Origin of the sequence: Flavobacterium sp., from assembly GCF_034111225.1 — a bacterium.
In the GTDB taxonomy this organism is placed as follows: Bacteria; Bacteroidota; Bacteroidia; order Flavobacteriales; family Flavobacteriaceae; genus Flavobacterium.
The window spans coordinates 83,601-96,397 of record NZ_JAWUXR010000012.1 but is presented as its reverse complement, the minus strand read 5'-3'; the positions used below and the strand labels follow the sequence as shown (position 1 = coordinate 96,397).

Annotated in this window: 16 protein-coding genes; 10 read left to right on the top strand and 6 right to left on the bottom strand. The window is 28.3% G+C overall.

The genetic code is table 11. The features are described 5' to 3' along the window. Window positions 1-122: 122 nt before the first annotated feature. The 3 genes from UXY25_RS08705 to UXY25_RS08695 are packed head-to-tail and all read right to left on the bottom strand — an operon-like array spanning window position 123 to window position 1,910. Window positions 123-521 (bottom strand): (deoxy)nucleoside triphosphate pyrophosphohydrolase, encoded by a 399-nt coding sequence (locus tag UXY25_RS08705; RefSeq protein WP_320815616.1) that lies wholly within the window; start codon window positions 519-521, stop codon window positions 123-125. Further along, the gene (locus UXY25_RS08700; protein WP_414601378.1) at window positions 514-1,569 is read right to left on the bottom strand and encodes a DUF3427 domain-containing protein; all 1,056 of its coding nucleotides are present in this window, start codon (window positions 1,567-1,569) and stop codon (window positions 514-516) included. The genes UXY25_RS08705 and UXY25_RS08700 overlap by 8 nt, the downstream gene beginning before the upstream one ends. Next, complete coding sequence (locus UXY25_RS08695; protein ID WP_320815614.1) at window positions 1,557-1,910, bottom strand: hypothetical protein; 354 nt, start codon at window positions 1,908-1,910, stop codon at window positions 1,557-1,559. The genes UXY25_RS08700 and UXY25_RS08695 overlap by 13 nt, the downstream gene beginning before the upstream one ends. A gap of 619 nt (window positions 1,911-2,529) precedes the next feature. Between UXY25_RS08695 and UXY25_RS08690 the strand changes: the two genes are divergently transcribed. Genes UXY25_RS08690 through UXY25_RS08680 form a run of 3 tightly spaced genes read left to right on the top strand, consistent with a single transcriptional unit; the run spans window position 2,530 to window position 3,810 of the window. Further along, a complete protein-coding gene (locus UXY25_RS08690; protein ID WP_320815613.1) occupies window positions 2,530-2,805 on the top strand; it encodes a hypothetical protein in 276 nt (91 codons plus the stop codon). Between the two features lie 23 nt (window positions 2,806-2,828). Continuing rightward, window positions 2,829-3,236 (top strand): protein-export chaperone SecB, encoded by a 408-nt coding sequence (locus UXY25_RS08685; protein WP_320815612.1) that lies wholly within the window; start codon window positions 2,829-2,831, stop codon window positions 3,234-3,236. Further along, window positions 3,229-3,810 (top strand): hypothetical protein, encoded by a 582-nt coding sequence (locus UXY25_RS08680; RefSeq protein ID WP_320815611.1) that lies wholly within the window; start codon window positions 3,229-3,231, stop codon window positions 3,808-3,810. Before UXY25_RS08685 ends, UXY25_RS08680 begins: the two co-directional genes overlap by 8 nt. A 188-nt stretch (window positions 3,811-3,998) precedes the next feature. Here the strand turns inward: UXY25_RS08680 and UXY25_RS08675 are convergent, their stop codons facing one another. The 3 genes from UXY25_RS08675 to UXY25_RS08665 form a co-directional block, all read right to left on the bottom strand. Further along, window positions 3,999-4,544 carry a hypothetical protein gene (locus UXY25_RS08675; RefSeq protein ID WP_320815610.1) on the bottom strand — a complete coding sequence of 182 codons (546 nt, stop codon included), beginning with the start codon at window positions 4,542-4,544 and terminating at the stop codon, window positions 3,999-4,001. Continuing rightward, window positions 4,541-5,500: an adenylate/guanylate cyclase domain-containing protein gene (locus UXY25_RS08670; protein ID WP_320815609.1), complete on the bottom strand. Its 960-nt coding sequence runs from the start codon at window positions 5,498-5,500 to the stop codon at window positions 4,541-4,543. The genes UXY25_RS08675 and UXY25_RS08670 overlap by 4 nt, the downstream gene beginning before the upstream one ends. A 264-nt stretch (window positions 5,501-5,764) precedes the next feature. After that, window positions 5,765-6,364 carry a contractile injection system tape measure protein gene (locus tag UXY25_RS08665; RefSeq protein WP_320815608.1) on the bottom strand — a complete coding sequence of 200 codons (600 nt, stop codon included), beginning with the start codon at window positions 6,362-6,364 and terminating at the stop codon, window positions 5,765-5,767. A 541-nt stretch (window positions 6,365-6,905) separates the two neighbouring features. On the opposite strand from UXY25_RS08665, the gene UXY25_RS08660 reads away from it, so the two are divergent. The 7 genes from UXY25_RS08660 (at window position 6,906) to UXY25_RS08630 (ending at window position 12,796) form a co-directional block, all read left to right on the top strand. After that, on the top strand, window positions 6,906-7,988 hold the full coding sequence (locus UXY25_RS08660; protein ID WP_320815607.1) for an efflux RND transporter periplasmic adaptor subunit: 1,083 nt from the start codon (window positions 6,906-6,908) through the stop codon (window positions 7,986-7,988). Beyond that, the gene (locus UXY25_RS08655; protein WP_320815606.1) at window positions 7,985-9,247 is read left to right on the top strand and encodes an ABC transporter permease; all 1,263 of its coding nucleotides are present in this window, start codon (window positions 7,985-7,987) and stop codon (window positions 9,245-9,247) included. The genes UXY25_RS08660 and UXY25_RS08655 overlap by 4 nt, the downstream gene beginning before the upstream one ends. Window position 9,248: 1 nt before the next feature. Continuing rightward, the gene (locus UXY25_RS08650; RefSeq protein ID WP_320815605.1) at window positions 9,249-9,923 is read left to right on the top strand and encodes an ABC transporter ATP-binding protein; all 675 of its coding nucleotides are present in this window, start codon (window positions 9,249-9,251) and stop codon (window positions 9,921-9,923) included. Between the two features lie 33 nt (window positions 9,924-9,956). Next, the gene (locus UXY25_RS08645; protein ID WP_320815604.1) at window positions 9,957-10,514 is read left to right on the top strand and encodes a 2'-5' RNA ligase family protein; all 558 of its coding nucleotides are present in this window, start codon (window positions 9,957-9,959) and stop codon (window positions 10,512-10,514) included. Window positions 10,515-10,529: 15 nt separating this feature from the next. Next, on the top strand, window positions 10,530-10,955 hold the full coding sequence (locus UXY25_RS08640; protein ID WP_320815603.1) for an SseB family protein: 426 nt from the start codon (window positions 10,530-10,532) through the stop codon (window positions 10,953-10,955). Window positions 10,956-11,028: 73 nt separating this feature from the next. Further along, on the top strand, window positions 11,029-12,387 hold the full coding sequence (locus UXY25_RS08635; protein WP_320815602.1) for a hypothetical protein: 1,359 nt from the start codon (window positions 11,029-11,031) through the stop codon (window positions 12,385-12,387). A 10-nt stretch (window positions 12,388-12,397) separates the two neighbouring features. Further along, complete coding sequence (locus tag UXY25_RS08630; protein ID WP_320815601.1) at window positions 12,398-12,796, top strand: lysozyme inhibitor LprI family protein; 399 nt, start codon at window positions 12,398-12,400, stop codon at window positions 12,794-12,796. Window position 12,797 lies beyond the last annotated feature (1 nt).

The following is a 12,797-nucleotide window of genomic DNA, read 5'->3' as shown; positions in this document are numbered from 1 at the left end:
AGCAACAGTATTTATACGTGGTTACTTACTTTTTTTAATACGTTATAGAATGTAAAAATAGTTGGAATATTCAGGCTTTTTTTATGGGAAACCGTAAAAGAAAAAAACTTCACATAGGTTATTTATGGATGGGTCTTAATTTTATTTTTAATTAATTCTTCTGCAATAGGAATATCTGCAGGTGCTAATTGCCAATTCTTCAATCCTTCAATATTTACCCATTCAAATAAATCATGATCAGTCAAATTAAAAGTTGCTTCTAAAAAATTGCATTTATATGCTATAAGCTCTACTGAAAAGTCCTCGTAATGGTAAATTACTGTTTTAAAGAAATCATTAACTATAACTTTCATTCCGAGTTCTTCAAAAAGCTCACGAGTTAATGAATCTTCATCATTTTCACCTATCTCTATTTTACCTCCCGGAAACTCCCAATAACCCCCTAGTACTTTTTCGGCTTTTCTACGTGAAATAAAAATTTTATCTCCTTTATATATTATTCCACAAACTACCTTAACCATTATTACTTTCTTCTTTATAAGATGCTTTGTATTGAGTTGCATTCAAATTAAAATGTTCCTCAATATTACCATTTAGGATATAGAACTCTGCGCTATTCATATCCTTATCATAATTATAGAGTCGATATACGTAATAGCTTTTATTTTTTTTATTTGACACTAGTACTTCATTTATACTTACATCAAATGAAGTATTCAACCCACCAACTGTAGTTTTTACTTCTATAAATATTTTTTCACCCTTCTCATCATAGGATTCAATATCATAACCATGTCCATCCCCTTCTAAAGATTTATGTAATACTTCTTTGTCTATACCAAATTTTTTGAGTTTATTAATTTCAAAATCAACAACTAATAACTCGCCGTTATCTCCATTTTGTTTAGAATTTTTAGCAATTTTTAAAAAATCAATTTTTAAGATTTTTGTACCAGGCTCAGATATTTTTCTTTGTTTTTTAGGAATTGGAAGATAATCAGTTTTAATTAGTTGATTTTTCTGCTTAAAGTTTAATTTCGGTGTAAATGGATCGGATTCTAATTCAGCATCTCCTAATTTAAGCCCAATCTTATCAAATAACTCTTGATTAACTCCCCAATCAAGTATTTGCCATTGAAATTGAACAGGTTTTTCTTTTTCTGGATTATGTAATTCGTATGATAATTTCCCTAAATAAGTATATTTATCTTTTGAGTTTGTTCTTAAAAGTAAATGGATATTACTAGTTTCAAAATCATGATTTATAAGTCTCTTGATTTGAGGATCACCTAGCTTTTGACCTGGTTTACTTTGCCATGTCAAAACTCCATCTTCAGTTATACCTTCTTTAAAAGTATGCCCGGCTTGAGTTGTACCAAATGTCACAAAAAACACAATATCTGCTTTTGTATTTGGAATAGAAACAATACCATGTAAACCCCATTTACCAGCTCCTGGAGTAAACCTAGTATCTCTTGAGTAAATATTATGAATATCCTCTCTGCTATAACTTTTATATTTCTTTAAACTCATAACTTCTTTACAATTTTGCGCTTTTAAAGTCCCCAAGTTGTTATTAATTCTTTTACACTAATGTTTTTTTTTATTGTACCATCTAATAACCTCCCGTTGTCTGAAATATAAATTATGAATGCTCCTTTATTTACTTCTAAATTATTTGGATAATTGAATAAACCAAAATCAAGACGTAATCTTTTTGAAATTATTGGAAACATAATATATGGTTGCTGATTTTTTCCAAATAATTTATAATGTTCATTAAAGTTTTTTATCCATGAAAGAATACTCACAAATTCATCTTCATTAAATTCGAAGGTTGATTCATTTTCGATAATTATATCTTCTGGCAATCTTTTTTGTATTTCCTTTATGTATTTTGAGGTTTTCATGTATTTTGTATAATTTGTTTTCTAGGCATCTAACCTGATATCAATTTCATAATTCATTTTAAACACTTATTTATTTTTAAGAAACCGATGTTAGTAAATGTTACTTATAGGCGAATAATATCTTTTACCTTTTTATATTCTTTACATCCTTTTTACTTCAATAAAGTATTTAGACTAAATATCCTATATTATTAAAATAACAATAGTTTTCTTTCGATCATTTGTGTTATTTTATTTTAATTTTTGCCGCTTTTACATAAATTATCTGCTAACATTTGACGGCTTGTGACAGTTGCATAAATTTAGCACTTAATTTGACAAGTATAAAACTACTTTAGAATTTTCAGAAAAAATTCCGAACACAAGCCAAGCCCAAGCAATTGCAACAAACGGCTGTTGGCAGTAGGTGGTTATTTTACATTTGAAAATTATTTTACAATATTACGATTATAAATCAAATTTTAAATTGTATATTTAAAAGAATATTGTACTTTTGCGCCAAATTAAAAATAACATAAAATAATATTAAAATTGCTTTTTTATTTTAAAATTTGTTTTATATTTGGTTTAAATAATTAGGGTTGCAAAATAAAAAATTTCTAATTAAAAAATTAAAGTTATGTATTCTACTGTAATGACACAATCTTTAGAAATGAATAAAAGATTTGTCGAAACCTTATCGGTTGTTGAATTAGATAATATGATGAAGGAATTTGATAACTATGAAATCGAAAAGCAAAATTTTTGGTTTACCGATAGTGATACTTTCCATAATTACTTGTCAAATAAATACAAGAAATTTGAACTTTTTAAGTTTTTTGATAAACAAGAAAGGAAATCAATAAATTTAAAAGAAGATATTAAACAGGACCTAAACAAGGTCCTTTTTTTTTAACAAAAAAGTGAAATTAAGTAAATATGAAAGCACAATTAAATTTTGTAAACTTTGTTGTTCCTAAATTTTTATTTGAGAAAGTTCAAGTAGATCAACAAGAGAATATTTTTGAAATTATACCACAAGCAGTAATAAGTAGAAAAAATAAACAATTCCATATTAATATTGATTTAGAAATATTTGATGTAGAAAATGACTTTAATTTAAAAATGCTCTGTGTTGGGATTTTTGAATATGATACTGAAGATGAGGCATTACTTTTGAACTTCCTTTCGGTTAATGGTCCAGCAATTGTATTTCCTTACATAAGAAGTTTTGTATCGTCTTTTACTTCATTAAGTGGTTTTGATACGATAACATTACCAACATTAAATTTATCAGGTCATAAAGAAAGATTAATTGAAACTTTGATTGATTTGGATAATGAGTAATTTTATTCTATATACATATCAGCATACATGTAAAAAAGCACAACCAGCTTATATATTGAAAGAATCTCCTTTTAAATCTGTAAAAAAGCGAAATGAATCTGGGAAAACATCCTTGCCTTTTTTGGGTGAAGGTTTTTATTTATGGGAAGAAAATATAGAAGCAGCAATTAGATGGGGTGTTAGACATTATCAAAATGATTATGCTGTAGTTGAATATTCAGATTTACATATAGAGAAAGATGAATTATTAGATTTTCTTGATAGAAGAAATTTGAGGTATTTTAATGAATTAAGAGAATTATTTATTAAAAAGAGACCAGAATCAGCGAAATGGAAGATAGGAGTTTGGATTGAGTTTTTTAAAAAATTAAATGTTACAGAACCGGGAAAATTCCCTTTTACTTATTTTAGAGCTGATGAAAATTTACCTGATTTAGAAGAAAATTACAGAGTAAAGGAAAAAATGAATTTTGTTGACGGTTTAAATTATTACACATTTTTATCACCTTTATTTATTATTTGTTTATTAGATAAAAGAAAGATTAAATGTAAGGATAAATTACTTAAAAAATAGTGTCAAGTATTAGTCAGTTATGCAGTACGCTCACTGCCAACGTGTTGCAGCTAAAAGAAGTGGCGACGAGACTAAACCAAGCCAAAACAAATATAAAGCAAGCTTTTGAATTTTCGGAGAAAATTCGGAAGTATGCCCTTGCCTAAGCCATTGCTTTTAAATGCTGTTACCTGCTGTTACTTGCTGGCTTATTTTATAATTATGTAAATTAAAAACACACAAAAAGTTATAAGCATGTATTGTAAACTCAAATTATAATTTTTAAACTTCAGATTAGCAATTTTACTATTTATAAATATTTGTGAGTTAATATCATTTAGGTAATTTTCTTCACTTTCACTTTTAATTTCAGTATTAAAATCTTTAAAGTTTTTGTTGCAGATACTACCAAAGAAAATATTAGACGATGTTACTAACCCCTCTTGACTATATACTTTTGGATCAATTCTAGCTTTTAAAGTCAAATATGTAAAATATAATGTCATTGACGATAAAATCAAGAATAAAATAAAAAGTAATAATTGCAAAAAGTTATTAAATGACTTTGTTGTGATTTTATCAGCTGAAGTAAATTCTAAACTTGAAATCATACCCTCACCAACATTAGATGTGAAAATAATTGTTATAATTACTCCAAAGAAAGTTAGTATGTATGAACTTTTAGAATCACAATTACTGATCCAACTATTAATTAAATTCAATTTATTTACGCTATTTTCTATTTTATTTTTCATATTGTCCATTTTACTGATGATTGATATATTTCTACATTTACGTCTTTTATTTCATGGTCTTCAACAATACTCCACCAATTATTTTTTATTGCTAAATCGTTTGGATTTGTATTTTTATAACCATCATAAACACTTTTAGTTATTATAATTTTTTTAAAAATTTTTAACGAAGATATTTTTTCAAATTTGATAAATTCTCCTTTAGAATACTTCATTTTACTATTTTCAAAATTTATTTTTTCGCAAAATTCATCTTGTGTAAGTGTGTCGGTTATGTTGCTATCTAAAAAAGGAGAGCCTCCAATACCTTTGAAAAGTGGAGATGAACTCAAAAAACTAAAGTCGATTAAAGATTTATAAGTAACTTTAAATTTAGTAGTTTTTATAACTTTATTTGCACTATCGGTTAGTCTAGAGGCAATGTTTGCAGGGTAACCAACCCAAACTAAATTTCGGTTTTCTGCAACTTCTGATCCTTGTCTATGGAGTCCAACTTTTATGACTTTTAAATTTCCATAGTCTATACCAATTCCGCATTTAAAATCAACATCTGTAAATATAGAGTTTATAGAAATTGATATATTGTTTATTGTATATGCACAATGAATTGCATTAGTAAAACAATTTTCAGGATCAAATACAATCATAACCCTATCACCTATAATGTTACGAACATGACCTTTGTGATTTTTTGCAGCTTTAAGAATTGATTTAGTAAAAACACTATATATTCTTCCCATAGTTTGGGTGTGGTGCTTTTTATTTAGAGCAACAGAATTTCTTATATCTACAAATAATACACATGTGTCTAGTTCTTTACCAATTTTGTTTTGACCTCTTTCAAAAGTTAAACTAGAATCATATCTATTGGGAACAGATTTTGTAGGAATGTATTCAAATTTTTTTGCTTTGATATCTTTGATATCTTCTGTTATTTCATTTAATAAATTTTTCACAATTTGATACATTAAGTTTTTTAATTCGTGTTGGTTTTAAAGCTTGCAGGTAACTTATTAATATGTCTGATAAGTCATATTTATACACTCCAAAACGGATGAATATATATAATGATTTACACACGTTCAAATTTATATAAAAATAAACATATTATTTTACGAAAAACCATAAAATAGGAAAAAAATTACAAAAACAATTTGGGGGAATTAAAGGAGAATTAATTAACGATGTTTTTTTTGTGTTTTTGTATGATAGGTATTACACTAAGAACGCCAATTGACATATAATGGCTTTGGCATCCAAGGATATCTGATAACAGAAAAGGAAACTGGATTCCGATCTAATAAAATATCATAAACTCTATTTTCAACAGTTAATACCCAACGATCTTCCTCTTCTCTTAAAACTCCTGATCTAATTAACCAGTTTTGTCTAAATCCATCAACTGACGAACTACCTATTGCAGGCCAATAGCTAATTGCACTTATAATCATGCTATCCATAATTGCTTTTTCTTCATTAGAAATCTCTACAGAACCACCTATATACTCTTGTGGTGCAATTCCACAAAGTACTTTGTTCAAGGATAGTAATGATTCATCTGCTTGAGAAAAACCAGTAGCCAAATATTGTAAACAATAAACGGCTTTTATATTTTCATTATCTGAAATAAACTGATTATTATCTAAAAGATTTAAACGCTCAAAAAGGGCTCTGTTATAAGGGTTTAAAATTACCAAACCAGAGTTTTCGACAACAATTTCTGTATTCTGAGACCCAAGAAGACCTTCGTTAAGCTTCGGTTCATTTGAACAGTCTACAAAGAGTAAGCCTAATATTGAAATTAATAAAATCTTTTTCATAAAACTAAATTTAATATTTCTTTTTCTTATAATATATTAAGCTCTAATTCAAAGAACGACTCAAAATTATTTAAAACTCATAAATATAAACTATATATTTTTTTAAGAACTACAAATATATAATATTTTGATATTATTTAAATTTGATATTATTTAAAAAAGAGAAATTACAGGAGAATTAAATAACGATGTTTTTTTTTGTATTTTTGTTTTTACAGAAGTTAGCAGTCGGATTTCAACTTTGTACCTCGCTTGTACCTCCACTCGCCACGTTCATTAAATATAGCATTTGCCAACTTCTGTATTGGAAAGTAATGTAGAGGAAATAAATTTAACTTATCGTTATATTTTTATTGTATAAAAATTATTTTTTGACTGCCCCGTACATTTTGATTTTTATCTCGATATAAGAAATTAGCAAATAAAAAACTTATATTACATTTTATTAACTTATATATAAGCTAATAAATACTATGACAAATATCAACTATTGATTACAATAAAACCAATACCTTTATGTTAATCTTAAGTATATTTTATAATGCAAAAAATATTTTTATTTATCTTTTACAGTCTATTACTAGTTGCATGTAAGCATGAGAAAAGCATTACACCTCAACAAATTGATATGACAGAATCTATTTATAGCTCTGTAACCATTCAGCCCGATAGTTTGTATCAAGTATATGCTGTTATTTCAGGGATTTTAGAAAAAACATTTGTAGAAGAAGGCAATGTGGTGACTAAAAACCAAACTTTATTTAAGGTAACTAATACCGCTCCCGAATTGAATGCACAAAATGCAAAGCTTGCTTTAGATTTGGCAAATGATAATTACAGTGGTGGCATTACCGTTCTGCAAAGTATTAAGGACGAAATCAATGCTGCGCAATTGAAATATAAAAATGATTCCATCAACTATTTTAGACAAAAGAATCTGTGGGACCAAAAAATAGGTTCTAAAATAGAGTTTGACACTAAAAAACTAAACTATGATTTAGCTAAAAACAACTTAATAACTCTTCAAAGTAAATTAAATCGAACTAAAAATGAATTGTACATCAATGTTAAACAAGCTAAAAATAATTACAACACTACACTTGTAGCGACTAAAGATTACACCATTAAAAGCAGTATCAATGGGAAAATCTATGCCATTAATAAAAACTTAGGTGAACTAATTAATACCAATACTACCATTGCTACTTTAGGAAGTGCTAATCAATTTATTGTGGAAATGCTGGTAGATGAAGTAGATATAGTTAAAGTTATAAAAGGACAACAGGTTATTATCAATTTAGATGCATATAAAGGGGAAGTGTTTACAGCAAAAGTGACTAAGATATTACCTAAAAAAGATGAACGCAATCAAACTTTTAAAGTAGAAGCTGTTTTTAACATCCAACCTAAAGTACTTTACCCTGGCCTTTCTGGTGAAGCCAACATAGTAATTGGGAAACGAGAAAATGTTGTAGCTATACCGATAGAATATTTACTAGATGGTGATAAAGTAAAAACAGATGCTGGTATTATATCCATTAAAACAGGAATGCGCAATATGGAATACATAGAAGTCCTATCTGGAATTACTGAAAAAACAATACTTTATAAAACAGAAGAATGATTAATTGGGCTGTTATTTTAACGATTGCTAAAACGCATTTAATTACGAAGATTAAACAGACTTCTGTGGCCGCTCTTGGTGTTACATTTGGTATTGGTGCTTATATTACTTTAGTAAGTTTTATGACGGGTTTAAATAGCATGTTAGACAATTTGGTAATGAATCAAACCCCACATATTCATATTTATAACGAAATAGAACCCTCTAAAGAGCAACCCATAGCTTTATATGAAAAAGTGGTAAACAGTACCCATATCGTCCATTCCATTAAACCCAAATTAAGTCAGAAAAAAATACACAATGCTTTGCCTTTAATGAAGCATCTGAATGAAGACCCCAATGTAAAAGGTGCACTTCCGCAAATAAAGGCACAAATCTTTTACATTGCAGGTTCTATAGAAATTGCAGGTAATCTAACAGGTATTATCGCTTTAGATGAAGCCAAGTTGTTCAATTTAAAAGATTATATTATTGAAGGTTCTGCTGAAGCTTTAAACAATAACGATAATGGTATTTTGCTGGGTATTGGAATCGCTAAAAAGATGGCACTTCATATTGGGGATAGAATTCAAATAAGTACAATTAAAGGAGATGTATTTCCATTGAGGATTGTTGGACTCTATCAAAGTGGTATTTCTGACATAGATGCTATTCAAAGTTTTTCCAATCTTAAAACGGTACAACGCATTTTAGGGGAACCCGAAAACTATATTACCGATATAAATGTAAAGTTAAATGATATAGAATTGGCCTTTCCAATGGCTAAGAAATTAGAACATCAGTTTGAACTCAAAGCTATTGACATTAATACTGCAAATGCTCAGTTTGAAACCGGAACTACAGTTAGAAACTTAATTACCTATGCGGTTTCCATAACCTTATTAATCGTAGCTGGTTTTGGTATTTATAACATCTTAAACATGCTGATTTATGAAAAGATGAATGACATTGCCATACTAAAAGCAACAGGCTTTTCGGGTAAAGATGTGCAAATGATATTTATGAGTCAGGCTATGATTATTGGTTTTGTTGGTGGTGTTCTAGGTTTGCTTTTAGGTTTTGTCTTATCGAGTATCATAAGCACTATTCCGTTTGAAACAGAAGCTTTGCCTACAGTTAAAACCTACCCCATCAATTTTAATCCCTGGTTTTATGGTGTTGGAATAATATTCGCATTAATATCAACTTTTTTTGCAGGCTATTTACCTGCTCAAAAGGCTAGGAAAATAGACCCCGTAAAAATTATAAGAGGACAATAAAATGAGTACAGTTTTAGAAGCACAAAACATTAATAAGTATTTTGAAAAGCCTGTTCGTTTTCAAGTTTTAAAAGACATTAATTTTAAAATTGAAAAAGGAGAGTTTGTTTCTATTATGGGAAAATCGGGTTGTGGTAAATCTACTCTACTCTATATTCTTTCTACTATGGATACCGAATATGAAGGTCGTTTGTTGTTAGATAATGAAATCATCAGCGGACAATCTAGTGAAAAACTATCTTATATAAGAAATAAACATATTGGTTTTGTTTTTCAGTTTCATTATCTATTAGCCGATTTTACGGTTTTGGAAAACATAATGCTTCCAGCTAAAAAACTAGGTGAAAAATCAGTACAAGAAATAGAACAAGATGCTTATGAAAAACTAAAACTATTAAAAATAGAACATTTAGCATTAAAGAAAGCTTCTCAAGTTTCTGGCGGTGAAAAACAACGTGTAGCGATTGCTAGAGCGCTTATCAATAATCCATCGATAATTATGGGTGATGAACCTACAGGAAATTTAGACAGTCATAATGCGGATAATGTTTTTACTATTTTTAGAAAATTATGTGATGAACAAAACATGTCTTTGCTTATAGTAACACATGATGAAGATTTTGCCAAACGTACTGATCGTATTATTCTAATGGAGGATGGGAAAATACTAGTTTAATTTTATAAACAAAGTTACTTAATCAATAAAATAATGGAAAAAAAATATGCAATAGCTTTTCATCCTTCTGAAGAAATTATTGAAAAAGTAAAGCAAATTAAATTGGACTTAGCTTCTAAAATTGGTTGGTATAACAGTAAAAATTCATTAGCGCATATTACGATTTCAAAATTCAAATTACATTCTACTAAAATAGAGTTAGTCAGTAATGAACTTGGAAAAATTTGTAAGCACATTCAACCTGTTGACGTAATTTTAAGCAAATTTAGTTCATATCCTAATGGGACTTTTTATCTTTGCCCAAATGATTTAAGTTCCTTAGCATTAAAAAAGTTAATGAAACAGATAAATACATCGCTTTCAATTAAGTTAAGTTATAAAAGTACTAACCCGCATTTAAGCATTGCGAGAAAATTGGAAACAGAAAAACTGGAAACAGCAATTCGTTCTTTTTCATGTGTTGACTTAAACTTTTTATGTGATACTGTTATAATTAGGGAACTTGACTTAGAAAAAGGACAATATAAAATCGTAAAACAATTTAAATTAGAAGGACAAACACCAATAAATCAGCAAGGTGTTTTATTTTAACAAAACAAATTAATAATGAATCAAGATAATTTTCAACCAAACAACACAAAATTACTTTCAACAATAAAAGCATTCCAAGCCAACCAAAGTGAAGATACTTTTATGGCTGTTTTTGAAGAGTTACAAGGAGACAGTGCTTTTTTAGTAGTTCCAACAGCAGAACCGGTTAAAGGAGGAAACAGAGATGAAAACGGTTGGTCTACTATTGAAAAAGGAACTCCTATGACTTTTACATCAGTTTTTGAAGTAGAAAATCAAAAAGTAATGGGGGTTTTTACTTCTCAAGCGGCTTTAACGATTTGGTCGCAAGAAACGAAACCATTTGTTTCTATTCCTGCTAAAAATCTTTTAGAAATTGCCATGCAAAATGACATTGAAAAAATTATCATTGATAGCAATCAAGATACTATGTTTGTTTTAGGAAGAACAATTTCTAAGTAAATATTAGATTATTGGCACAATGATTGCAAATATTTTTATATTTTGTGCCATTTAAGCCCAAAATCTACGAATTATGCACAATTTACTCAAACCTATTGGTTTCTTTTTTTCTTTATTATTATTAATTAGTTGTAAAGAAACTACATCATCACAACCTGAAAATGAAGTTTTAATAGCTGAAACCAATTCTTCAAATAGTTCTGAAAAATTCAATCCTAATGATTTCATAGGTTTATGGCAGTCAGAAAATGGAGAAAATTCTATTCGAATAGAAAAAAATAATCCTGGTTTTCTTTTAATTTGGAAATCAAAAGCAGATGCTTCTGAACTGCATTATATTTATTGCTCAGTAAATGAGAATCAATTAGTTGGGGATTATTACGGACATAAGAGCAATTTAAAAGTTAAACTTCAAAACAATAATTTACTATTTACCATTAATCCTTTTTCTGAATTTGTACCTATTATCAATCAAAAATTTACTTTGGTAAATACGATTAACAATTATGTAAAATCAAACGAAGTAGAATTGTACTCGTTTAGAACTTTTGAAGGTAAAAAACTAAGCATTTGTAAAGACACTTTAGATGAATATCTGGTTTACAGATTTGGTACAGAAGAAAAAGTTGAATTAGAATTTCCAAAAGACAAATCTAAAAGTTGGGATCTTTTTATGTACAACTATTATTTAAGAGGTGGTGGTATTCAAAATGAAGGAATGGACGAAAACAACTTGTCTTTTACAATTGGGAAGTACAAATACAAAATTTACGACAACTACTATTCTAGAGGCGAATTATACGAAACAGGAATTACCATTATTGATACCGAAAATCATGTAGAAACTACTTTTAATGGTGAAGTTTCTTCAAAAAAGAATTCTTTAGTTAGCCTAAGAAGATATGATAAACTTATAGAAGAAAAAAAAGGTAGAAAAAGACCAAAGTTAACACCCGAAAATTTAGGTTCTTATTTATTATTATCTGAAAACATTGGAGATTTATCTATAGAGATGAAAAAAAGCGATGTGCTAAAATTTTTAGGTGAACCCGATAAAAAAATAGATGATGGACGAAATGAACACTTGGGAGAACATTTTTATTATTTTGAATATACAAAATTAGGTTTAACTGTTATTTTTAACGATCGTGATTTTCAAAATAATGGTGAAAACTTTAGAATTTGCAATATTAACTTATATGGAAACTCTAAATTAAAGACTAAAAAAGAAATCGCTATAGGTGCAACAGTTGAGCAAGTAAAGAAAGCGTACAAATATGAAATTCATGATGGAAATGCTGTTTACCAAAATCACGATTGGGACGACCCAAATTTAAAATTTATTCACCTTGGAGATATCGACGGATTGAATTTTATCTTTAAAAATGATAAAGTCATAAAAATTCAACTTGGAACTTTTCAATGGAACTAAACTTAAAATTATGAAATATATACTTTGCTTTTTGACATTCGCTTTTGGTCAAATTACTTTTGGTCAAACTCAATCAGAAATGAACCAAGAAGCGTTTAATCATTATAAAGAAAAAGACGCAGAACTAAATTTGGTGTACAACAAAATATTGAAAGAATATGGTAATGAAAAAGACTTCATTATTAATTTAAAAAAAGCACAAAACATATGGATTCAGTTTCGCGATGCTGAAATGGCCATGCGATTTCCAAAAGAAGATAAATTATTTCATTATGGTAGTGTTTATCCAATGTGTAGAAGTTACATCTTGGCAGAAATGACCGAAGAACGCACCAACAAATTAAAGGTTTGGCTGGATGGAATTGAAGAAGGTGAAGTGTGTTTAGGCACTATTAAAATGAAGGATTGAT

Bases quoted from the DNA above. Each gene is read 5' to 3' on its own strand.
- UXY25_RS08705 (WP_320815616.1), bottom strand. From the start codon at position 521: ATGGTTAAGGTAGTTTGTGGAATAATATATAAAGGAGATAAAATTTTT.
- UXY25_RS08695 (WP_320815614.1), bottom strand. From the start codon at position 1,910: ATGAAAACCTCAAAATACATAAAGGAAATACAAAAAAGATTGCCAGAA.
- UXY25_RS08690 (WP_320815613.1), top strand. From the start codon at position 2,530: ATGTATTCTACTGTAATGACACAATCTTTAGAAATGAATAAAAGATTT.
- UXY25_RS08685 (WP_320815612.1), top strand. From the start codon at position 2,829: ATGAAAGCACAATTAAATTTTGTAAACTTTGTTGTTCCTAAATTTTTA.
- UXY25_RS08680 (WP_320815611.1), top strand. From the start codon at position 3,229: ATGAGTAATTTTATTCTATATACATATCAGCATACATGTAAAAAAGCA.
- UXY25_RS08675 (WP_320815610.1), bottom strand. From the start codon at position 4,544: ATGAAAAATAAAATAGAAAATAGCGTAAATAAATTGAATTTAATTAAT.
- UXY25_RS08665 (WP_320815608.1), bottom strand. From the start codon at position 6,364: ATGAAAAAGATTTTATTAATTTCAATATTAGGCTTACTCTTTGTAGAC.
- UXY25_RS08660 (WP_320815607.1), top strand. From the start codon at position 6,906: ATGCAAAAAATATTTTTATTTATCTTTTACAGTCTATTACTAGTTGCA.
- UXY25_RS08655 (WP_320815606.1), top strand. From the start codon at position 7,985: ATGATTAATTGGGCTGTTATTTTAACGATTGCTAAAACGCATTTAATT.
- UXY25_RS08650 (WP_320815605.1), top strand. From the start codon at position 9,249: ATGAGTACAGTTTTAGAAGCACAAAACATTAATAAGTATTTTGAAAAG.
- UXY25_RS08645 (WP_320815604.1), top strand. From the start codon at position 9,957: ATGGAAAAAAAATATGCAATAGCTTTTCATCCTTCTGAAGAAATTATT.
- UXY25_RS08640 (WP_320815603.1), top strand. From the start codon at position 10,530: ATGAATCAAGATAATTTTCAACCAAACAACACAAAATTACTTTCAACA.
- UXY25_RS08635 (WP_320815602.1), top strand. From the start codon at position 11,029: ATGCACAATTTACTCAAACCTATTGGTTTCTTTTTTTCTTTATTATTA.
- UXY25_RS08630 (WP_320815601.1), top strand. From the start codon at position 12,398: ATGAAATATATACTTTGCTTTTTGACATTCGCTTTTGGTCAAATTACT.